Genomic DNA, 21,374 nt, shown 5'->3' with positions numbered 1-21,374 from the left:
ACCCCGGCGGCGGGCCGCCGCCGGGGCCTTCCAGCGTCGTCAGCGCACACCCACCGCCGCGAGCGCCCTGCGCTGGCGCGCGCTCGGGTGGGCCGGGAAGTACAGGTAGCAGACGCCGCCGGTGCCGGAGACGACCTTGCCGTCGGCGTTGTACCGCTTGGTCCGCAGCCAGATGTTCTCCCACTCGCGCCGCCTGTAGACGCGTCGCACCGCCTCGTTGTCGTCCGAGGCGGGGTCGTTGGCGATCACGTCCCCGTCGGCGGTGAAGCCGATCACGGTCATCAGGTGGCCCGAGGTGCCGTACCCCGCACCGGTGAGCTCCTTCTCCAGGAACGACTGGGACGTTATGGCCGGGATGCCGGCCTCGATCAGTGTCTCCAGGTCGGCGAGGGAGCCGAGGCGGGTCACCACGCCCTGGAGGCCCTTGAAGGTGGCCGCGTAGGCGGCGTTGAACGGCCAGTTGCCGCAGCCCGAGTACTGGTTGTCGTACGTGTACCGGGCCGCGTGGCAGACCTGCGGGTCGGCGTAGGAGGGGTCGACCCAGGAGAGCTGGTCCTCGGTGAGCCTGCCGCCCCAGTACTCGATGATCATCTGCGAGGAGGTGGGACTGCACCAGGCCTCGCCGCCGTTGTCGTACTCGGGGTACTGGCCCTTGTGGATCTCCTGCGAGTAGCGCGGGACGCGCAGTTCACGGGCGAGGCCGGGCGCGGAGGCCGGGACGGTGAAGCGGTCGGGGACGTCGGAGCCCATCGCCCCGAGCCGCCAGACGGTGGGCGCGCTCCGGGTGCCGGGGCGCCGGTACAGGGTGAGCCGGAGCCGGTAGGAGGCCAGGCGGAGGCCCGAGGCCGCGTCGTCGATCGCAAAGGTGTCCGTCCAGACGCTGCTCCTGCCGTCGCCCTGGTCGTCGACCGAGGTGCGGCGGATGTCCTGGTCGCCGTCGCCCGCGGTCCAGCGGCCCAGCACGTACCAGGGCGTGTCCGTGCCGTCGGAGTAGGTGCCCCGCAGCTCGACCTGGATCCAGGTGCCGCTCGGGGTGTGTGCGTTCCAGGAGGCGATGGCCTCCGTCGAGGGCACGGCGAGCCGGTGGACGGGCGAGGTCCAGGTGGCGTACTCCCAGGCGGCGGTGGTGCCGGTGTGCGGGTCGGTGTAGTCGGTGGTGCCGCCCGGGGTGCCGATCGTCACGCCGGGCCGGGAACCCGCCGCGACCCGGGCTCCCCGGGTGGTACCGCGCCGCCAGTCGCTGTACGTCGTCCAGGCGCGGTAGTCGACCCGGCGGGCGGGGGCACGGCCGGTGTCCCCGTCGCCACCACCGGTGCCCGCGCCGGACGCGGCGGCCTCGGCGGTGGCCGGGACCGCGCCACCGGCCACGGCGGCTGCGGCTACTGCGGCGGCCAGGACGGCTCTGCGGGACGGCTGTTCGGCTCTGCTCATGGGCGGGAGACCCCCAGGTGTCCGAGTCGGGCGGGTCCGTTGCACGGTCGTGCGCCCACTATGACCGCAGGCGCACGCTCCTGCCAGCACTTCCGCGCACGCCACGCCACGAACATTGGTGTCGACCTGTGGCACGAACGGCGAGGTGGGGACGGGTCGGGGGCCCGGTTAGAGTGCGAGGCGAAACGTGTCCGCCCCCTCGTCCCGCACAGGATCCGTCATCCACGACCTCGCCGCCCGGCTCCGCCGGCTTCCGCCCTCCTGCGGGCCCGTGCGCCTGATCGGCGTCGACGGGCACGCCGGATCCGGGAAGTCCACGTTCGCCGGGCGGCTGGCGGCCGGGCTGGACGGCGCACCGGTGCTCCGCCTCGACGACATCGCCAGTCACGACGAACTCTTCGACTGGACCGCACGGCTGCTCGGCCAGGTGATCGAGCCGCTGCGGCACGGGGACACCGCGCACTACACCCCCTACGACTGGCGCTCCCGGCGCTTCGGGGAGGCGCGTCCGCTGCCGCCCGCGCCGGTGGTACTGGTCGAGGGGGTCGGCGCGGGCCGGCGGGCGCTGCGCCCGCACCTGGCGCTGCTGTTCTGGATGGACCTGCCCGCCGAGGAGGCGTGGGCCCGCGGCCGGGCGCGCGACGGAGCGGAACAGCGGGAGTTCTGGGACGGATGGGTCCCGGCGGAGCGCCGCCACCTCGCGGACGACCCCTCGCGCCCCTTCGCGCACTGCCTGGTACGGCAGAGGGAGGAGGGGTACGAGGTGCTGCCGGGGCCGACGGGGACTACTTGCGGACCCCATTTTTTCACGCAGGGTGACGGGCCGTCGGCAATGTGCTGAACTCGTGAAGATCGCGCCCCGGCAACCCGCGGGCGCGCCCCAACTCCGCTTGACCCAGGGGCCGTACAGGTCTTACGTTCTGAATGTGCGGCAGTTCGAAGCCGCCGACAGACGCGAAGCCCCCGGTTGTTCCCCCGTGATCGGGGGCTTCGTTCTGCCCTGAGCCCGTTTTCCGGGTGCTCCGTGACGCCGGACGCTCACCCTCGGTCACCATCCGGTCGTCAGTTCCAGCCACTCCCACCTCGCGGAACGACGGCTCCCCGCACCCTTCGGAGGACCGGGCGCCGCGGGTACGATGCCCTCGGTGCGACCGACGGGCGGTTGCCGCGCGCACCTGCAACTCCGGTCCTCGGTGCAGCCGTTGACCGAGGCGGCCGACGGGCGACGGCTCGGCGGCATACCGACGGGGGCACGGTAGGTGGGGGACGGGATGGACTTCGGCGCGCGGGGCCCGCAGGCCCCGGCCGACCTCGCCTGGCTGCGCGGCGTGGACGCCTACACCATGGGGGCCTACCCGCAGGCGGAGGAGGAGTTCCGGACCGCGGTGCGCATCGACCCCACCATGGCCGACGGCTGGCTGGGACTGCACGCCCTGCGCGTCGACACCACGAACTCCCTGCTGCGGATGTTCCGCAACCGGGAGCGCTTCGGCGAGCAGCGCGCCCGCCACCGCCGCACCCTCAACTCCTGGTACTGGCTGGGCTGGTGGGTGCAGCCCGTGCTGGAGAACCCGCGCGACCTGCTGCTCGCGCACGCCTCCCACTGGCTGGACGGCCGCCACGTCCCGGAACTGGACCGGGCGCTGGCCGGGCTGCCGCCGGTCGACACCGACTCCCAGGTCCGCTTCCTGCACGCCTGCCGCGCCTACCTCGTCAAGGACTGGGAGCAGCTCGTCCGGCACACCGACCCCCTGCTCGGCGATCCCCTGCTGGGCATCGAGGCCGGCCTCTTCAGCGGCATGGCCCGGGTCCGCCTGGAGATGTTCGGACAGGCCGAGCCGCTGCTGTCGGCCGCCCTGATGCGGTGCCGCAGCGAGCAGCCCCAGCGCAAGGAACTGCGCTACTGGCTGGCGCGGGCCCACGAGGGCACGGGCCGCAGCGCAGCGGCGCTCCCGCTGTACCGGGCCGTGCACCGCGTCGACCCGTCGTTCATGGACACCTCGGCCCGGCTGGCGGCGATCGACGAGAGCGACGGCTACGACGACGCCGCCGACCTCGCGGGCCTCGCGGGAGCCGGCCCGGGTGTGGACGGCCTGGACGGTCTCGACCCGCTCTTCGGCACCGAGGAGCGCGACCTCAAGGTCTCCGCCCCCGGGTCCACGCCTGCCGCGCCACTGGCCGCGCTGAGCCAACCGCCGGTGCGCCAGAAGGCCGACGGGCCCGATCCGGCCCTGCCGACCGGACCCACCGATCCCGCGTTGCTGGAGGAGGCGCTCGCCGAGTTGGAGCGCATGGTGGGACTCGAGCCGGTGAAGCGTCAGGTCAAGGCGCTGTCCGCACAGCTGAACATGGCGCGGCTGCGCGCCGGGCAGGGCCTGCCGGTCCAGCCGCCCAAACGTCACTTCGTCTTCTCCGGCCCCTCCGGCACCGGCAAGACCACCGTGGCCCGCATCCTGGGCCGCGTCTTCTACGCCCTCGGCCTGCTCGGCGGCGACCACCTGGTGGAGGCGCAGCGGGCCGACCTGGTCGGCGAGTACCTGGGCCAGACCGCCGTGAAGGCCAACGAACTGATCGACTCCGCGCTCGGCGGCGTCCTCTTCGTGGACGAGGCCTACTCGCTCTCCAACTCCGGCTACGGCAAGGGCGACGCGTACGGCGACGAGGCGCTCCAGGTGCTGCTGAAGCGCGCCGAGGACAACCGCGACCACCTGGTGGTGATCCTGGCCGGCTATCCCGAGGGCATGGACCGGCTGCTCGCCGCCAACCCGGGGCTGTCCTCCCGCTTCACCTCCCGCGTCGACTTCCCCTCGTACCGGCCGCTGGAGCTGACCTCGATCGGTGAGGTGCTCGCGGCCGAGAACGGGGACGGGTGGGACGAGGAGGCGCTGGACGAGCTCCGTTCGATCGCCGGGCACGTGGTGGACCAGGGGTGGATCGACGAGTTGGGCAACGGGCGGTTCCTGCGGACGCTGTACGAGAAGAGCTGCGCCTACCGGGATCTGCGGTTGTCGGTCTATCCCGGTGAGCTGACCCGGGACGACCTGGCTACGTTGCGGCTGCCGGACTTGATGCAGGCGTATGGGGAGGTGCTGTCGGGGCGGGGGCCGCAGGATCCGCCGGCCGGGTGAGGTGCGGCGTCACCACCCGGTGGGCCGGGTCCCTGACCTCCCCGACCAGCAGCTCCAGCACGTCCTCCAGCGCGACCAGGCCCAGCACCCGGCCGGAGGCGTCCGTCACCTGGGCCAGGTGGGTGGCCGCGCGGCGCATCACCGTGAGGGCGTCGTCGAGAGGCAGCTCGGGGCGGAGTGTGGTCATCGGGCGCCAGAGGTGCTGGGGCACGGCCCGCTCGGACTCCTCCAGGTCGAGGACGTCCTTGACGTGCAGGTACCCCATGAAGGCGCCCTGTCCGGCGGCAACCGGGAAGCGCGAGTACCCGGTGCGGGCGGTGAGCGCGACGATCCGGGCCGGGGTGACCGCGGGGCCGACCGTCACGAGGGACTCCCTCTTGAGGAGTACGTCGGTGACCGGGCGGGAGCCCAGTTCCAGGGCGTCCTCCAGGCGTTCCTGCTCCTCCGGGTCGAGCAGGCCGGCCTGGCCGGCGTCCTCCACCAGGCGGTTGAGCTGCTCGCTGGTGAAGACGGCCTCGACCTCGTCCTTGGGCTCGACGCGGAACAGCCGCAGGACGACCCGCGCGCAGGCGCCGAGTGCGACGGTGACCGGTCCGCACAGGCGGGCGAAGGCGACCAGGCCGGGGCTGAGCCACAGCGCGGCCTTCTCGGGGGCGGCCATCGCGAGGTTCTTCGGGACCATCTCGCCGATGACGAGGTGGCAGAAGACCACGACGGCCAGCGCGAAGACATAGCCGAGCGGATGGATCATGCCGTGCGGCAGGTGGATCCACGCGAAGGCGGGCTCCAGCAGATGCGCGACGGTCGGTTCGGCGACGGCGCCGAGTGTCAGCGAGCAGACGGTGATCCCGAACTGGGCGGCGGCCATCATCCGCGGCAGCCGCTCCAGTCCGTACAGCACCTGGCGGGCGCGGGCGGTGCCGAGTGGTTCGATCTGGCTGCGGCGCACCGAGACCAGCGCGAACTCGGCGCCGACGAAGAACCCGTTGGCGAGCACGAGCAGCGCGGCGAACAGCAGTTGCAGGACGCTCATCGGGCGGCCTCCGGCACGGGGACCGGCGCCGTGCGCACCAGCCGTATCCGTTCGGCGCGGTAGTGGCCGACCTGGCGGACGGAGAGCCGCCAGCCGGGCAGTTCCGCGCGGTCGCCGACGGCGGGAATGCGGCCCAGCAGGTCGGCGACGAGCCCGGCCACGGTCTCGTAGGGTCCGTCGGGCGCTTCGAGGCCGACGCGGCGCAGGGCGTCGACGCGGCAGCTGCCGTCGACGTCCCAGGCGGGGCGGCCGTCCTCGGGCGGGGCGGGGGCCAGTTCGGGCGCGTCCAGGCCGTCGTGCTCGTCGCGGACCTCGCCGACGATCTCCTCGACGATGTCCTCCAGCGTGACGAGGCCGGCCGTGCCGCCGTACTCGTCGACCACGACCGCGACGGGCTGCTCGCTGCGCAGGCGGGCGAGGAGCGGCCGGACGGGCAGCGTCTCGGGGACGAGCAGCGCCGGACGGGCGATCCGGCCGGTCAGGACGCGCATCCGGTCGTGGGCGGGGACGGCGAGCGCGTCCTTGAGGTGCACCATGCCGACGATTTCGTCGATCCTCTCCCGGTAGACGGGGAAGCGGGACAGGCCGGTGGCGCGGGTCAGGTTGACCACGTCCTGGGCGGTGGCCGAGGAGTGCAGGGCGCTGACCTTCACCCGCGGGGTCATGACGTGCTGGGCGGTCAGGTCGCCCAGGGAGAGGGTCCGCACGAAGAGGTCGGCGGTGCCCTGCTCCAGCGCGCCGGCGCGGGCGGAGTGCCGGGCCAGGGAGACCAGTTCGCCGGGGGTGCGGGCGGAGGCCAGCTCTTCGGCGGGCTCGATGCCGAGTGCGCGGACCAGGCGGTTGGCCACGGAGTTCAGGGCCGCGATCACGGGGTGGAAGAGCCGGGCGAAGGCGTGCTGCGGGCCGGCGACGAAGCGCGCGACCTGGAGGGGCCTGGAGACCGCCCAGTTCTTGGGCACCAGCTCGCCGATCACCATCTGCACCGCCGAGGCCAGCAGCATGCCGACGACGACCGACACGCCGGGCACGGCGCCGTCGGGGACGCCGATGGCCGTGAACGGGCCGTCCAAGAGCTGGGCGAGCGCCGGTTCGGCGAGCATGCCGACGACCAGGGAGGTGATGGTGATGCCGAGCTGGGTGCCGGAGAGCTGGAAGGACAGCTCCTTGAGGGATTCGACGACCCGGTGGGCCCGCCGGTCACCGTCGGCGGCGGCCTGTTCGGCGTCCGGCCGTTCGACGGTGACGAGGCCGAACTCGGCGGCGACGAAGAAGCCGTTGGCGAGGATCAGCAGGAACGCGGCTGCGAGGAGCAGCAGGGGGGTGGTCATGATGCCGCCGCCTGCGGGATGTCACGACAGGGGGCGGCGCAGGTACTGAAGGACGGTCCGTCCATCGCCGGAGGGAGTCACTCCTCGGGTAGCAGGAACCCCCGCGCACCGGGCGGAGCGGCAGGGGCGAGGACGCGGCGGGCGCGTCTGTCGTTCCCAGATTAATCAGGAAAAGGGCGCCGGCGGCAGGGCTCGCGGCGCGGTGTCAGTCACGCGTCGGATCGGGTTGGGCGCCGGACCGGGCCTCCACGAGGGCGCGCAGGGCGCGGGCGTCGGCGATGGCGCGCTGCTTGGCGATGCCCGGCTGGATGCCGAGTACGGGCAGGCTGGTGCCGTCGCTGAGGTCGAGGAAGACCCAGGGGTCGCCGTGGCGGAGGTTGACCCGGAGGATCTCGGGCCAGGCCAGGCGCCGCCTGGTGGTCAGGTTGACGACCGTGACACCCGTCGCGTCGGCGGCGACGTGGGGCCGGGCCAGCAGGAGCAGTCCGCCGGCCAGGAGGAGGGCCGTCAGCACGAAGCTGAGGCGCTCGCCCGTCCCGAGGCCGCCGAGCACCGTCCCGACCGCCGTGATGGTCGCGAAGGTGACGACGGCGAGGACGATCAGGACGGCACGGGTGCGGCCCGGCCGGAAGGTGACGGGCAGGGCGGGCAGGTCCGGCGTGGTGTCGGGCATGGCGTCGCTCCGGGCGGGCTCAGAGACGGCAGGCGTGGATGGCCGTGGTCAGGATGGCCCGGGCGCCGATCTCGTACAGGTCGTCCATGATCCGCTGGGCCTCCTTGGCGGGGACCATCGCGCGGACGGCGACCCAGCCCTCGTTGTGCAGCGGGGAGACCGTCGGGGACTCGAGGCCGGGGGTGAGCGCGACGGCCTTCTCCAGCTGCTCCACCCGGCAGTCGTAGTCCATCATCACGTACGTCCGGGCGACCAGGACGCCCTGGAGGCGGCGCAGGAACTGCTGGACCTTGGGCTCGGTGGTCTCGTCGGGCTCGGCACCCGCGCGGCGGATCACGACGGCCTCGGACTTCATGATGGGCTCGCCGAAGACCTCCAGACCCGCGTTGCGCAGGGAGGTGCCGGTCTCCACGACGTCCGCGATGACCTCGGCCACGCCGAGTTCGATGGCGGTCTCGACGGCGCCGTCGAGGTGGACGACGGAGGCGTCGATGCCCCGATCGGCGAGGTGGGCGGCGACGATGCCCTCGTAGGAGGTGGCGACGGTGCGGCCCTTGAGGTCCTCGACGCCGCCTGCCGCGCCCGGCTTTCCGGCGAAGCGGAAGGTGGAGCGGGCGAAGCCGAGGGGCAGGATCTCCTCCGCGTCGGCGCCGGAGTCGATCAGCAGGTCCCGGCCGGTGATGCCGATGTCCAGCTGGCCGGAGGAGACGTAGATCGCGATGTCGCGGGGCCGGAGGTAGAAGAACTCGACCTCGTTGGTCGGGTCGACGACGCGCAGTTCCTTGGACTCGCGGCGCTGCTGGTAGCCGGCCTCATGCAGCATGTCCGCCGCAGGGCCGGAGAGGGAACCCTTGTTGGGGACGGCGATGCGCAGCATGAGGTCGGCTTCCTTTGCGTGGAGTGGGGCAGGGGGGCGTGCTGGGCTTACAGGTGGGCGTAGACGTCGTCCAGGGAGATGCCGCGGGCGACCATCATCACCTGGACGTGGTACAGCAGCTGCGAGATCTCCTCGGCAGCCGCGTCCTTGCCCTCGTACTCGGCGGCCATCCAGACCTCGGCGGCCTCCTCGACGACCTTCTTGCCGATGGCATGGACCCCCTTGTCCACCAGCTCGGCGGTGCGGGAGGTGGCGGGGTCGCCGTTTGCGGCCTTGTGCTGGAGCTCGGTGAAGAGCTCCTCGAACGTCTTATTGGACATGGTGGCGCCCACTTTACGCGTAGTGCCGACGGGGCTAGCGCCACGGTTCGGATACTGAGCGGAGCGTGGCCGCCGTGGCGACGGCCGCGGTCACCGCCTCGTGCCCCTTGTCCTCGCTGGAGCCTTCCAGCCCGGCGCGGTCCAGGGCCTGCTCCTCGGTGTCGCAGGTGAGGACGCCGAAGCCGACGGGGACGCCGGTCTCCACGGAGACCTGGACCAGGCCCTGGGTGACGCCCTGGCAGACGTAGTCGAAGTGGGGGGTGCCGCCGCGGATGACGACGCCGAGGGCGACGACCGCGTCGTAACCGCGGCCCGCCAGCACCTTGGCGACCACCGGGAGCTCGAAGCTGCCGGGGACCCTGAGCAGGGTCGGCTCGTCGATACCGAGGTCGTGCAGGGCGCGCAGGGCGCCGTCCACCAGTCCGTCCATCACCTGGTCGTGCCACTGTGCCGCTACGACGGCGACCCGCAGGTCCCCCACGTTGCGTACGGACAGTTCCGGTGCACCCTTGCCGCTCACGTCGCTCCTCGCGTTGCTGCTTGCTTACTGGTTGCCGCAGGTGGACACGGGCTTCGTGTCCAGCCAGGGCAGGTCGTGTCCCATCCGGTCCCGCTTGGTGCGCAGGTAGCGGAGGTTGTGCTCACCGGCCTGGACGGGCATCGGCTCGCGGCCGGTGACGTCGATGCCGTGCCGGACGAGGGCGTCGCTCTTGTCCGGGTTGTTGGTCATCAGGCGCACGGAGCGTACGCCGAGGTCCTGGAGGATCTGGGCGCCGGCGCCGTAGTCGCGGGCGTCGGCGGGCAGGCCCAGTTCCAGGTTGGCGTCGAGGGTGTCCCGGCCGCGCTCCTGGAGTTCGTAGGCGCGCAGCTTGGACATCAGGCCGATGCCGCGCCCCTCGTGGCCGCGCAGGTAGACGACCACGCCCCGCCCCTCGGCCTGAATGCGGTCCAGGGAGGCGTCGAGCTGGGGGCCGCAGTCGCAGCGCTGGGAGCCGAAGACGTCGCCGGTGAGGCACTCGGAGTGGACGCGGACGACGACGTCCTTCCCGTCGCCGATCTCGCCGTGCACGAGGGCGACGTGCTCGACGCCGTCGACGGTCGAGCGGTAGCCGTACGCCGTGAACTCGCCGTGCCGGGTGGGGAGGTGGACCTCGGCCTCGCGGCGGACGGTGGGTTCCGCGCTGCGCCGGTAGGCGATGAGGTCCTCGATGGAGATGATCGTCAGGCCGTGCTTGCGGGCGAACGGGATCAGCTCGGGCAGCCGCAGCATACGGCCGTCCTCGCCGGCGATCTCGACGATGGCGCCGGCCGGGCGCAGCCCTGCGAGGCGGGCCAGGTCGACGGCGGCCTCGGTGTGGCCGTCGCGGACGAGGACGCCGCCGGAGCGGGCGCGCAGCGGGAAGATGTGGCCGGGGCGGACCAGGTCGGTGGGTTCGGCGGTGCCGCTCGCGAGGAGCTGGAGGGTGGTGGCGCGGTCGGAGGCCGAGATGCCGGTGCTCACGCCGTGGGCAGCGGTGGCGTCGACGGAGACGGTGAAGGCGGTCTTCATCGACTCGGTGTTGTCGTCGACCATCTGCGGGAGCCGGAGCCGGTCCAGTTCGTCGCCCTCCATGGGGGCGCAGATCAGGCCGCGGCACTCGCTCATCATGAAGGCGACGATCTCCTCGGTCGCCTTCTCGGCGGCGATGACGAGGTCGCCCTCGTTCTCGCGGCTCTCGTCGTCGACGACGACGACCGGGCGTCCGGCGGCGATGTCGGCGACGGCCCGCTCGACCGGGTCGAGCGAGAGGTCGTCGATGCCGTCGGGGCTGTACAGGATGGGTGCGGTGCTCATGCGGGCGCTCCTTCCGGGACGGGCCGCGCCGCGGTGCGGGAGCGCAGCCACCAGTCGCGCAGGCCCCACAGGACGAGCGCGCCGTAGATGACGTAGACGAAGCCGGAGAAGGCGAAGCCGTTGGCGAAGTTCAGCGGAACGCCGACCAGGTCGACCAGCAGCCAGGCGAACCAGAACTCGACCATGCCGCGCGCCTGGGCGTACATCGCGACGACGGTGCCGACGAAGATGTAGGCGTCCGGCCAGGGGTCCCAGGACAGGGTCGGGAAGGCGGTGAACAGGCCGCCCACCGCGAGGGTGCCGGCGGCGGCCGCGGCGGCCAGGACGCCGCGCTCGCGCCAGGTGGCGAACCGGACGGCGATGGAGCCGTCCTGGCTCTGCTGCCGGCCGCGGTTCCACTGCCAGAAGCCCCAGGCGGCGACCGCCATGACGACGATCTGCTTGCCGGCGCTGCCGGAGAGGTGGGCGGTGGCGAAGGCGGTGAAGAGGACGAGTCCGGAGACGAACTGCACGGGCCAGGTCCAGATGGAGCGCCGCCAGCCGAGCGCGAGGCCGAGCAGACCGATCACGTTGCCGATCATGTCGGACCACTTGATGTGCTGGTCGAAGAGCGTGAACGCCTCGGAGTTGAGCCAGTTCACCGGGCGTCTCCCTGTCCGGCGCGGTCGCCCAGCAGCCGCTCGACGTACTTGGCGACGACGTCCACTTCGAGGTTGACCGGGTCGCCGGGCTGCTTGAGGCCCAGCGTGGTCAGGGCGAGGGTGGTGGGGATGAGGCTGACGGTGAAGAAGTCGGGTCCGGCGTCGACGACGGTGAGGCTGATGCCGTCGACGGTGATGGAGCCCTTCTCCACGACGTAGCGGGCGAGGTTCGCGGGCAGGGAGATCTTCACGAGCTCCCAGTGCTCGGAGGGCTTGCGCTCCAGGATCTCGCCGGTGCCGTCGACGTGGCCCTGCACGATGTGGCCGCCGAGGCGGGCGCCGACCGCGGTGGGGCGCTCCAGATTGACCCGGGAGCCGGTGGTGAGGGCGCCCAGGCTGGAGCGGTTCAGGGTCTCGGCCATCACGTCGGCGGTGAACTCGTCACCCTCGTGGTCGACGACCGTGAGGCAGACGCCGTTGACGGCGATGGAGTCTCCGTGCCGGGCCCCCTCGGTGACCACGGGGCCGCGCAGACGGAAGCGACAGGCGTCGTCGAGGGTCTCGACGGCGGTGATCTCGCCCAGCTCTTCGACGATTCCGGTGAACACTTCCCGGGTCCTCCTGCCTCTTCGGGCACGGACTCCGGGGCTGTCGAGAACGACAGAGACCGCGAGCGAGGACACCTGGGGCGACGCCGGACGGGCCCACCCGTGACGGGCGAGCCCAGAGATCGGCGGCGCGCACGAATGCCCGCCCGCCGCGCACTGCCTCCCATCCGGACTTTAACCGTCGGTCCAGGAATTTCACCTGGTCAACCGGTCGCTGGAGGCGACCGGGTCGCGGACTGTAACCGCCGGTTCGGACTTTCACCGACCCCGGAGTGCGCTGCTTCTGGTACAGAGCCAGTGTGCCACGCCTGATCGCCGTCCATGCGGACGGAGTGTGTGGGGTGGCTCACAGAGCGCTTCTCGACCGGGGCTCGACCGCCCCGTGCCCCCTCAACCGCCCTGCCCACAGCGGGTTTTCAATTGGTCCATACCTATTGACGCTCTGGTCTAGTCCTCTCTACTGTCTGCGCAACTTCCGTGGAGAGGAACCGACTGTGCCTTCCCCCTCACGTTCCAGATCCCCCCGCCGAGCGAGACCCGCGCTCCTCGCCGCTGCCGCCGCCATCGCCGGGCTCTTCCTCGCCGGGCTCCCGGCGACCGCCTCGCAAGCCGCCGACCAGGAGACCTGTCGTCCGGACGGGCTCTACGAGACCCCCGGCACCGACGTCCCGTACTGCTCGGTCTACGACTCCGCCGGCCGGGAGAAGATGGGCGCGGACCACCCGCGCCGGGTGATCGGCTACTTCACCAGCTGGCGCACCGGCAAGGACGGCAAGCCGGCGTACCTGGCCTCGGACATCCCGTGGGACAAGATCACCCACATCAACTACGCCTTCGCGCACGTCGACGGCGGCAACCGGCTCTCCGTGGGCTCGGACGGCGCGAAGAACCCGGCCACCGGCATGACCTGGCCCGGGGTCGCGGGCGCCGAGATGGACCCGGACCTCCCCTACAAGGGCCACTTCAACCTGCTCAACAAGTTCAAGAAGCAGCACCCCGGCGTCAAGACGATGATCTCGGTGGGCGGCTGGGCCGAGACGGGCGGCTACTTCGCGGACGACGGCTCGCGCGTGGACTCGGGCGGCTTCTACTCGATGGCCACCCACGCGGACGGCTCGGTCAACCAGGCCGGCATCGACACCTTCGCGGACTCGGCCGTCGACTTCGTACGGAAGTACGGCTTCAACGGCGTCGACATCGACTACGAGTACCCGACGACGATGAAGGACGCGGGCAACCCGCTGGACTGGTCGTTCGCCAACGGCCGACGGGCCGGACTGGTCAAGGGCTACGCGGCGCTGATGAAGACACTGCGCGAGAGGCTCGACCGCGCCGGTGCCGCGGACGGCCGGCACTACCTTCTCTCCGTCGCCGCTCCGTCCTCCGGGTATTTGCTGCGCGGCATGGAGACCTTCCAGGTCCAGAAGTACCTGGACTACGTCAACATCATGTCGTACGACCTGCACGGCGCCTGGAACGAGTACGTCGGCCCCAACGCCTCGCTCTTCGACGACGGCAAGGACGCGGAACTCGCCGCCGCGGGCGTCTACACGACCTCCCAGTACGGCGGCATCGGCTACCTCAACACCGACTGGGCCTACCACTACTTCCGCGGCTCGATGCCCGCGGGCCGCATCAACATCGGGCTGCCGTACTACACGCGCGGCTTCAAGAACGTCACCGGCGGCACCGACGGGCTCTGGGGCCGGGCCCCCGCCACGGACTGCCCGGCCGGCTCCGGCCTGACCAAGTGCGGTGACGGCGCGGTCGGCATCGACAACCTGTGGCACGACCTGGACACCGACGGCGAGGAGTCGCCCGCCGGTTCCAACCCCATGTGGCACGCCAAGAACCTGGAGAAGGGCATCGTCGGCGACTACGTCACCGACTACGGCTTCCCCGCCGGCACCCGGCTGACCGGGACGTACGCGCGCAAGTACGACGCGACACTGGTCGCGCCCTGGCTCTGGAACGCCGAGAAGAAGGTCTTCCTGTCCACGGAGGACGAGCAGTCGGTGCGGGCCAAGGCGGAGTACGTGGCCGACCGCGGCATCGGCGGCACGATGATCTGGGAACTGGCCGGGGACTACGCCTGGGACGCGGCCGAGGGGCAGTACGTGCCGGGCTCGACGCTGACCGACACGATGTACGACACGTTCAAGGCGGCCGCTCCGTACGGCGCACGGCGTGCCACCACCGAGATGCCGTCCGAGGCGCTGGACGTGGACGTGGAGTTCGGCCAGTTCCCGCTGGGCGACTCCAACTACCCGATCAGCCCCAAGCTGAAGATCACCAACAACACGGACACGGCGCTGCCCGGCGGCACGGAGTTCCGGTTCGACTACGGCACGTCCGCGCCCGGCAACGCCAAGGACCAGTCCGGCTGGGGCACTTCGGTGGTCCGCAGCGACCACACCGGCACCAACGTGGGCGGCCTCAAGGGCGACTACCACCGGGCCTCGCTGAAGCTGCCCGCCTGGCAGTCGCTGGCGCCGGGGGCCTCCACGACGGTGGACCTCGTGTACTACCTGCCGGTGTCGACGCCGTCGAACTGGACGGTGACCTTCGGCGGGAAGTCGTACGCCCTGACGGGTGACCTCGCCCGGGGCACGACCGTGGTCGACCCCGGCACACCGGGCCCGACGCCGACACCCACGCCCTCCCCCACGGGCTCCGGGTCGCCCGCCCCGACGGAGTGCGCCGCACCGGCCTGGGACGCGGCCACGGCGTACGGCGGTGGCACCTCGGTGTCCCACCAGGGGCACACGTGGAAGTCCAAGTGGTGGACGAAGGGCGAGGAGCCCGGCACCACCGGTGAATGGGGCGTCTGGCAGGACCTGGGGGCCTGCTGACCCCCGGCCAGAACCGGCCCGGCGGCGGTGACGACGGCCCTTGCCCGCCGCCGGGCCCTCCAATCGGTGACCTGCGGAGCGGGACCCGCCTCGACACACTGGACGTGACGACAGGGCGCTCCACCCGGGAGCCCCGCGCGTCCGACAGGGGCTGAGCAGCATGACCGACATCCTGGTGACCGGCGGCACCGGCACCCTCGGCCGGCTCGTCACCGAACGGCTGCGCACGGACGGGCACGAGGTGCGGGTGCTGAGCCGGCACAGCCCGCCGTACGCCGTCGATCTGCGCGAGAACGGTGGCGGACTGGACGCGGCGCTCGGCGGAGTGGAGACGGTCGTGCACTGCGCGACCTCACCGCGCGGTGGTGACGAACGGGCGGCCTCGAGCCTCGTCGCGGCGGCGCGGCGGGCCGGGGTGGCCCATCTGGTCTACATCTCGATCGTCGGCGTCGACCGGGTGCCGTACGGCTACTACCGGTCCAAGCTCGCCGTCGAGCGGATGGTCGAGGAGTCGGGGCTCGGCTGGACCGTGCTGCGGGCGACCCAGTTCCACGACCTGGTCGCGCAGGTGCTCCAGGCGCTGGCCAAGGCGCCGGTCCTGCCGCTGCCGGCCGGGATCCGCGACCAGCCGGTCGAGGTGGCGGAGGTGGCCGGAAGGCTCGCCGCACTGGCCGCCGGCGCGCCCGCCGGACGGGTGGCCGACATGGGCGGCCCCGAGGTGCGGACGTTCGAATCGCTGGCCCGCGCGTATCTGCGCGCGACGGGACGCAGGCGGGCCGTGGTGAAGGTGCCGCTGGCGGGGAAGACTTACCGGGCGTTCCGCGAGGGCGGGCACCTGGCGCCCGGACGGGCGGTCGGCACGGGCACGTTCGAGGAGTATCTGGCGGCACGGTTCGGCGGCGGGGAGGACGGGCGGCGCGGATGAGCCAACGGGCGTGGCTGCGGGCGGGTCTCGGTGTGCTGGCCGGTACGCAGGTGGTGCTGGGGCTGTGGATCGTGCTGCTGCCCGAGTTGTTCTGGAAGTGGCCCTGGGTGTCGCACCTGCCTCCCTACAACGAGCATCTGCTCCAGGACTTCGGCGGCGCGAGCCTCGCGCTCGCCGTGGTGCTATGCGCGGCGGTGGCGGCGATGGAGCGGCGTCTGGTGCTGACCGCGCTGGTGGCCTACCTGGTGAACTCCGTCGCCCATCTCCTGTTCCACGCCCGGCACCTGGAGCCCCTGCCCGCGGCGAGCGCCGCGGGTTTCACGGCACTGCTGGGAGCGGCGGTCCTGCTGCCCGCGGTCCTGCTGTGGCTGGCGTCCGACGGGTCGGCCTTCGGCCCCGCGGACGCGGAGGCGCGACGGCCGGCACCCTGACCGCGCGCGGGCGGCTCGCTCAGGCGGTGCCGGGCGGAAGCCTCTCCGGGGCTACCGCTCCGGCGGGGCGAACAGGTCGTCTTGGGCCCGGTCGCGGGCGGTGAGCAGGGCGCCGCGCAGGACGGCGCCGCCGCCCAGGGTGCTGGCGCGTACCTCGGTGGCGAGGGGTGACATCCGGGTGAGGCGGTGCTGGACGCGGGCCGCCAGGGCGTCGGCGCCCGCCCGGCCGATCTCGCCGGCCAGCACCAGGCAGCCGGGGTCGAGGACGGAGACGACGGCGGCGGCCCCGAGGACGATCCGGTCGGCCAGCGCGTCCAAGAAGGGTTCGGCGCCCGGGGCGGAGCCGCCTGCCGCCTCCCGGACCAGCGCGGCCGCGTACGGCTCGGGCCCGGCCGGGGTCGCGGTGAGGCCGTGCTCCGCGGCGAGGGCGGTCACCGCCGCCGCCCCGGCGACGGAGTGGAAGCCGCCGTCGCAGTCGGTGGCGGACGGCAGGCCCGAGGTGCCCGGCACCGGCATGAAGCCGATCTCGCCGGCGCCGCCGGAGACGCCCCGGCGCAGCGTGCCGTCGAGGACGACGGCGGCACCGATGCCGAGGCCGAGCCACAGGAGCACGAAGGTGTCCCGGTCCCGGGCCGCGCCGTCGCGCTGCTCGGCCAGGGCGGCGAGGTTGGTCTCGTTCTCGACGCCGACCCGCGCCTCGGGGAACTTCTCCTGGAGCGCGGCCGTCAGCCTCCGGTGCCACGCGGGCAGGCCGCTGGAGTCGCGGAGTTCACCGCTGGCCGGGTCGATCAGGCCCGGCGCGCCGATGCCGACGGTGTGCAACCGGTCGGCGCCGGCCTCCTTCGCGGCGCGCTCGACCAGGCCCACCGCCTGTTCCACCGCGGGGCCGGTGCCCGAGTCGTCGTCGATCGGCGCGGACGCCTCGGCGAGCACCCGGCCGACCAGGTCGGAGACGAGCACGGCGACGCCCTCGGTGCGGACGTCGAGGGCGGCGAGGTGGGCCCGCCCGGCGACGATGCCGTAGAGCTTGGCGTTCGGACCCCGGCGCTGCTCGCCCGACTCGCCCGCCACCTCGATCAGCCCGGAGGCGGTGAGGCGTTCGACGAGGTCGGCCACGGTGGGCCGGGACAGGCCGGTCAGCTGCTTCAACTGCCCTGCCGTCAACGGGCCGCGCCGCTGGAGCAGGTCGAGGGCGAGCCGGTCGTTGATGGCCCGGGCGGTGCTCGGGGATGCGGGCATGCCGGGATCCTTCCAGATCGGCGGCGCGGGGGCGCGCCTGTTGTCCACTATCTATCAGGCAGGGTCCCTGATAGTTTACGCCGCGGCCGGCGGCTCGCGCGGCACGGAGACGGAGGGGTGGACCATGAGCACAGTGATTTACGGGCGACGCGAGGTGATGCGGTCCCGGTACGCCGTGGCGGCCGTGTTCGCCGTGCACGGCGCCGTCACCGGCTCCTTCGCGACCCGCGTGCCGTGGATCCAGGACCACGCCGGTGTGAGCGCGGGCCAGTTGGGGCTGGCGCTGGCGTTCCCGGCGCTCGGCGCGTCCGTCGCGATGCCGCTGGCGGGCAGCGTCAGCCACCGCTTCGGCGCCCGCACCGCGCTGCGCGGTCTGCTGGCCCTGTGGACGCTGGCGCTGGTGCTGCCCTCCCTCGCCCCGAACCTGCTCACCCTGTGCCTCGCCCTGTTCGTCTACGGCGCCACGGCGGGCATGTCGGACGTGGCGATGAACGCGCTCGGCGTCGAGACGGAGAACCGGCTCGACCGGTCGATCATGTCCAGCCTGCACGGCATGTGGAGCGCGGGCGCGCTGATCGGATCGGCCGCCGGCACGCTCGCCGCCCACCTGGGCACGGACGCCCGGCTGCACCACGTGCTGGCCGCCGCGGTGCTGACCGTGACGGGTCTGGTCGCCTGCACGTGGGTGCTGGATCTCCAGCCCGCCGAGGACGAGGAACCGCCGCCGCGGTTCGCGCTGCCGCCCAGGTCGGCGCTGCTGATCGGCGCGGTCGGCTTCTGCGCGGTGTTCGCGGAGGGGGCGAGCCTGGACTGGTCGGCGGTCTACCTGCGGGACGAACTGGAGACCTCTGCCGGCCTGGCGGCGGCCTGCACGACCGGCTTCACCCTCACCATGGCGCTGGCCCGGCTGGCCGGCGACAGGGTGGTGGACCGGTTCGGCGCGGTGCGGGTGGTGCGGGTGAGCGGCGTCCTGGCCACGCTCGGCGGACTGCTCGTCGTCGTGGGGGGCCATCCGGCGGTGGCGATGACCGGTTTCGCGCTGATGGGCCTCGGCATCGCCGTGGTCGTCCCGCTCTGCTTCGCCGCGGCCGGCCGGGCCGGGTCCAACCCGAGCCTGGCCATCGCGGGCGTCGCCACCATCACGTACACCTCGGGGCTGGTCGCCCCGAGCGCGATCGGCGGGCTGGCCCAGGCGACCAGCCTGGTGGTGTCGTTCGGTCTGGTGACCGTGCTGGCCTGCTGTCTCGTGGTGTTCGCGAAGGTGCTGCGCGTCGGGGACCGGGACCGCCCGAAGATCAGCCCGTCGAACGCGGGCGTGCCCGACCGGCAGTCCTGAGGTCGCCGCCCCGGGGCTCGGCCACCGGGCGACAGCCACCGGGAAGGCGCTGGTCAGCCCGGGAGGGGGGCGGGACGTGAGCGGGGCCGGTGTCCCCGACAATGGTCCGGACCGTCCTCACGTACAGAGAAAGCGAAACCTCACCATGGACCTCGGCGTGCGCTGGAAGCTGCACGGGGACGGGAAGACCCCCGCCCCCGGAGCGGTGGTCCGCCCCGACGAACGGCTCTCGTGGCCCCGCACGGCCGGGCTCGGCGCCCAGCACGTGGTGGCCATGTTCGGGGCGTCCTTCGTGGCTCCGGTCCTGATGGGCCTGGACCCGAACCTGGCGATCATGATGTCGGGCGTGGCGACCGTCATCTTCCTGCTCGCCACCCGCGGCCGGGTCCCCAGCTACCTGGGCTGCTCGCTCTCCTTCGTCGGCGTCGCCGCGGTCATCCGGGCGCAGGGCGGCACCAGCGCCACGGTGACCGGCGCGGTCCTGGTGGTCGGCGCCGCGCTGTTCCTGGTGGGTCTCGCCGTGCAGCGCTTCGGGGCGCGGATCATCCACGCCGCGATGCCGCCGATCGTCACCGGTGCGGTGGTGATGCTGATCGGCTTCAACCTGGCGCCGGTCACCGCGTCCACCTACTGGCCGCAGGACCAGTGGACGGCGCTGCTGGTGATGCTGTTCACCGGTCTGGCCGTGGTCTGCCTGCGCGGTTTCTGGTCCCGGATCGCGATCTTCCTGGGGCTGGTCTTCGGCTACCTCCTGTCCTGGGTGCTCGACCTGGTCTTCGGCAAGATCCACTCGGTGGACGGCAGCGGCAAGGTCACCGACCACTGGCGGCTGGACCTGTCCGCCGTGGGCCAGGCCGACTGGATCGGCCTGCCGTCGTTCCACGGGCCGAGCTTCGAGTGGTCGGCGATCCTGGTCGCCCTGCCGGTCGTCATCGCGCTGGTCGCGGAGAACGCCGGGCACGTCAAGGCGGTCGGCGAGATGACCGGCGACCCGCTCGACGACAAGCTGGGCACGGCGATCTCCGCGGACGGCGTGGGCTCGATGCTGTCCACCGCGGTGGGCGGCCCGCCCAACACCACGTACTCGGAGAACATCGGCGTGATGGCCGCGACCCGGGTCTACTCGACGGCCGCCTACTGGGCCGCCGCGGGATTCGCCCTTCTCTTCGGCATCTGCCCGAAGTTCGGCGCGGTCGTGGCGGCCATCCCAGGCGGTGTCCTCGGCGGCATCACCGTCATCCTCTACGGCATGATCGGCCTGCTCGGCGCCCAGATCTGGGTCAACGCCAAGGTGGACCTGCGCAACCCGCTCAACCTGGTGCCGGCCGCCGCGGGCATCATCATCGGCGTCGGCAACGTCAGCATGGAGTTCACCGACACCTTCTCGCTCAGCGGCATCGCGCTCGGCACCCTGGTCGTCATCACCGGCTACCACGCGCTGCGGGCGTTCGCCCCGGCCCACCTCAAGACGCAGCAGCCGCTGCTCGACGAGGGGACGTCCTCGTACGACGAGAAGGGCGGGGGCGACGATCCGGGCGCTCAGCGCGCCAGGTCGTAGGCGTACGACGGCGTGAAGGTGCCCGGCTTCCCCCGGCAGCCGTCGGACTCGCCGGGCAGCTTGACCCACAGGTAGGCGTCGACGCGCCCCATGCCGGTGTGCAGGGTCGGCGCGCGCCCGAGTCTGCGGCCTGCCGGGTCGCACCACTCGCCGTCGGACGGCGCGCCGTTGCCGTTGCGGCTGGTGTCGATGACGGCGCCGAGGCCCGGCGGGCCGCCGAGGGCGTCGAGGACGGCGCGGTCGTGGGCGACCTCGTCGGCGGTGGCGTGGAAGTTGGAGACGTTGCTGAAGACGCCGTCGGAGGAGTCGGGCGAGGCGGCGCCGGCCTGTTTCAGCCAGGCCGCCTGTCTGGCGGGCGCGTGCCAGCCGGAGTGGCCCGCGTCGAAGTAGACCCGGGCGGCGGGATCGGCGTCCTTCAGCACCCGGCCGGCCCGGGCCAGGGAGGCGAAGCGGTCGGCCCGCTCCCCCGCGGACAGGCAGTCGGCCTGCGCGACCGAGTCGGGTTCCAGGATCACGATGACCTCGCCGGAGCCGAGCCCGGCCGCGAAACGGTCGATCCAGTCGTCGTAGGCGTCCAGATCCGGCGCCCCGCCCTGGGAGTGGCCGCCGCAGTCGCGACCGGGTATCGCGTAGGGCACGACGACCGGCACCCGGCCCCGGGCGGCGCCCTCGGAGGTGACGGCGCGGACCCGGGAGGTGAGGGTGGCGGGCGTGTAGTCGGCGAACCAGACGGCGGCCGGATGGCCGGCCACGCGGGACGCGATGAGGTCCCGGCGCGGATCGCCGGGGTGGGTCCGGACCCAGTCGAGGACCTGGGACTCGGGGTGCCGGTAGAGGCGGGTGGCGGGCTCGGCGGTACGGGACGGCGCCGTCCGGGCCGTCCTCGTCGGAGAGGGCGTACCGCTCGCCCTCCGCACCGAGGGCGAGGCGGAGACCGGCGCGGAGGCCGAGGGCGACGGCACGGCGGGCGGGGGCTTCGGCCCTTGCGTCCGCGTCACGGCCGGACGGGCCTCGTCCGCACCGCCGCCACCGTCGTCGCCGAGCGCGGTCAGCATGCCGGTCGCGGCGCCCACCGCGACCACGGCGGACGCGAGCGCGGCCATGGCGCCGCGCCGGGCGGCGCGTCCGCGCTCCACCCTGCGGGCGGCCCGGCGCCGGGC

General features: G+C 72.8%; 19 protein-coding genes and 1 riboswitch. Of the genes, 7 read left to right on the top strand and 12 right to left on the bottom strand.

Annotated features, from left to right (window positions below):
• Positions 1-39 precede the first annotated feature (39 nt).
• Positions 40-1,431, bottom strand: coding sequence for a peptidase C39 family protein (locus tag ACGF3J_RS34430; protein WP_161331922.1), 1,392 nt, complete (start codon positions 1,429-1,431; stop codon positions 40-42).
• A gap of 187 nt (positions 1,432-1,618) precedes the next feature.
• Here ACGF3J_RS34430 and ACGF3J_RS34425 point away from each other — a divergent pair, with 187 nt between their 5' ends.
• Both ACGF3J_RS34425 and ACGF3J_RS34420 read left to right on the top strand, forming a co-directional pair.
• Positions 1,619-2,272 carry a uridine kinase gene (locus ACGF3J_RS34425; RefSeq protein ID WP_393855550.1) on the top strand — a complete coding sequence of 218 codons (654 nt, stop codon included), beginning with the start codon at positions 1,619-1,621 and terminating at the stop codon, positions 2,270-2,272.
• 430 nt (positions 2,273-2,702) lie between these two features.
• On the top strand, positions 2,703-4,559 hold the full coding sequence (locus tag ACGF3J_RS34420; RefSeq protein WP_161331923.1) for an AAA family ATPase: 1,857 nt from the start codon (positions 2,703-2,705) through the stop codon (positions 4,557-4,559).
• Here the strand turns inward: ACGF3J_RS34420 and ACGF3J_RS34415 are convergent.
• From ACGF3J_RS34415 to ACGF3J_RS34375, 9 genes are all read right to left on the bottom strand, one after another.
• Entirely contained in the window at positions 4,477-5,592 is a 1,116-nt protein-coding gene (locus ACGF3J_RS34415) for a hemolysin family protein (protein WP_161331924.1), read from the bottom strand. The two genes, ACGF3J_RS34420 and ACGF3J_RS34415, sit on opposite strands and share 83 nt — an antisense overlap.
• Positions 5,589-6,920: a hemolysin family protein gene (locus tag ACGF3J_RS34410; protein ID WP_161331925.1), complete on the bottom strand. Its 1,332-nt coding sequence runs from the start codon at positions 6,918-6,920 to the stop codon at positions 5,589-5,591. Before ACGF3J_RS34410 ends, ACGF3J_RS34415 begins: the two co-directional genes overlap by 4 nt.
• A gap of 205 nt (positions 6,921-7,125) precedes the next feature.
• The gene (locus ACGF3J_RS34405) at positions 7,126-7,593 is read right to left on the bottom strand and encodes a PH domain-containing protein (protein WP_161331926.1); all 468 of its coding nucleotides are present in this window, start codon (positions 7,591-7,593) and stop codon (positions 7,126-7,128) included.
• A gap of 19 nt (positions 7,594-7,612) precedes the next feature.
• Entirely contained in the window at positions 7,613-8,470 is an 858-nt protein-coding gene (gene hisG / locus ACGF3J_RS34400) for an ATP phosphoribosyltransferase (RefSeq protein WP_161331927.1), read from the bottom strand.
• Positions 8,471-8,517: 47 nt separating this feature from the next.
• Complete coding sequence (locus ACGF3J_RS34395) at positions 8,518-8,790, bottom strand: phosphoribosyl-ATP diphosphatase (RefSeq protein WP_161331928.1); 273 nt, start codon at positions 8,788-8,790, stop codon at positions 8,518-8,520.
• A 34-nt stretch (positions 8,791-8,824) separates the two neighbouring features.
• The gene (gene ribH / locus ACGF3J_RS34390; protein WP_161331929.1) at positions 8,825-9,310 is read right to left on the bottom strand and encodes a 6,7-dimethyl-8-ribityllumazine synthase; all 486 of its coding nucleotides are present in this window, start codon (positions 9,308-9,310) and stop codon (positions 8,825-8,827) included.
• Between the two features lie 24 nt (positions 9,311-9,334).
• A complete protein-coding gene (locus tag ACGF3J_RS34385; protein WP_161331930.1) occupies positions 9,335-10,624 on the bottom strand; it encodes a bifunctional 3,4-dihydroxy-2-butanone-4-phosphate synthase/GTP cyclohydrolase II in 1,290 nt (429 codons plus the stop codon).
• Entirely contained in the window at positions 10,621-11,265 is a 645-nt protein-coding gene (locus ACGF3J_RS34380) for a nicotinamide mononucleotide transporter family protein (protein ID WP_161331931.1), read from the bottom strand. The genes ACGF3J_RS34385 and ACGF3J_RS34380 overlap by 4 nt, the downstream gene beginning before the upstream one ends.
• Positions 11,262-11,873, bottom strand: coding sequence for a riboflavin synthase (locus ACGF3J_RS34375; protein ID WP_161331932.1), 612 nt, complete (start codon positions 11,871-11,873; stop codon positions 11,262-11,264). Before ACGF3J_RS34375 ends, ACGF3J_RS34380 begins: the two co-directional genes overlap by 4 nt.
• Positions 11,874-12,022: 149 nt before the next feature.
• Positions 12,023-12,153, bottom strand: a riboswitch (FMN riboswitch).
• Positions 12,154-12,367: 214 nt separating this feature from the next.
• Between ACGF3J_RS34375 and ACGF3J_RS34370 the strand changes: the two genes are divergently transcribed.
• From ACGF3J_RS34370 to ACGF3J_RS34360, 3 genes are all read left to right on the top strand, one after another.
• Entirely contained in the window at positions 12,368-14,725 is a 2,358-nt protein-coding gene (locus ACGF3J_RS34370) for a chitinase C-terminal domain-containing protein (protein ID WP_161331933.1), read from the top strand.
• 160 nt (positions 14,726-14,885) lie between these two features.
• Complete coding sequence (locus tag ACGF3J_RS34365) at positions 14,886-15,650, top strand: SDR family oxidoreductase (RefSeq protein ID WP_393855549.1); 765 nt, start codon at positions 14,886-14,888, stop codon at positions 15,648-15,650.
• Entirely contained in the window at positions 15,647-16,081 is a 435-nt protein-coding gene (locus ACGF3J_RS34360; protein WP_237552835.1) for a hypothetical protein, read from the top strand. The genes ACGF3J_RS34365 and ACGF3J_RS34360 overlap by 4 nt, the downstream gene beginning before the upstream one ends.
• A 51-nt stretch (positions 16,082-16,132) precedes the next feature.
• Here ACGF3J_RS34360 and ACGF3J_RS34355 read toward each other — a convergent pair whose 3' ends face one another.
• Positions 16,133-17,320, bottom strand: coding sequence for an ROK family transcriptional regulator (locus ACGF3J_RS34355; protein WP_393855548.1), 1,188 nt, complete (start codon positions 17,318-17,320; stop codon positions 16,133-16,135).
• A 124-nt stretch (positions 17,321-17,444) separates the two neighbouring features.
• Between ACGF3J_RS34355 and ACGF3J_RS34350 the strand changes: the two genes are divergently transcribed.
• On the top strand, positions 17,445-18,656 hold the full coding sequence (locus ACGF3J_RS34350) for an MFS transporter (protein WP_161330447.1): 1,212 nt from the start codon (positions 17,445-17,447) through the stop codon (positions 18,654-18,656).
• Between the two features lie 145 nt (positions 18,657-18,801).
• Entirely contained in the window at positions 18,802-20,214 is a 1,413-nt protein-coding gene (locus ACGF3J_RS34345) for a uracil-xanthine permease family protein (protein ID WP_125490431.1), read from the top strand.
• On the opposite strand, the gene ACGF3J_RS34340 is transcribed toward ACGF3J_RS34345, so the two are convergent.
• Positions 20,196-21,317, bottom strand: coding sequence for a glycoside hydrolase family 6 protein (locus ACGF3J_RS34340; protein ID WP_161330449.1), 1,122 nt, complete (start codon positions 21,315-21,317; stop codon positions 20,196-20,198). The genes ACGF3J_RS34345 and ACGF3J_RS34340 overlap by 19 nt on opposite strands.
• Positions 21,318-21,374 lie beyond the last annotated feature (57 nt).

The sequence above is a fragment of the Streptomyces sp. NPDC048171 genome (genome assembly GCF_043202655.1).
GTDB lineage: Bacteria > Actinomycetota > Actinomycetes > Streptomycetales > Streptomycetaceae > Streptomyces.
The sequence above is the reverse complement of the archived record's forward strand: the minus strand, read 5'-3'. Positions and strand labels throughout refer to the sequence as shown.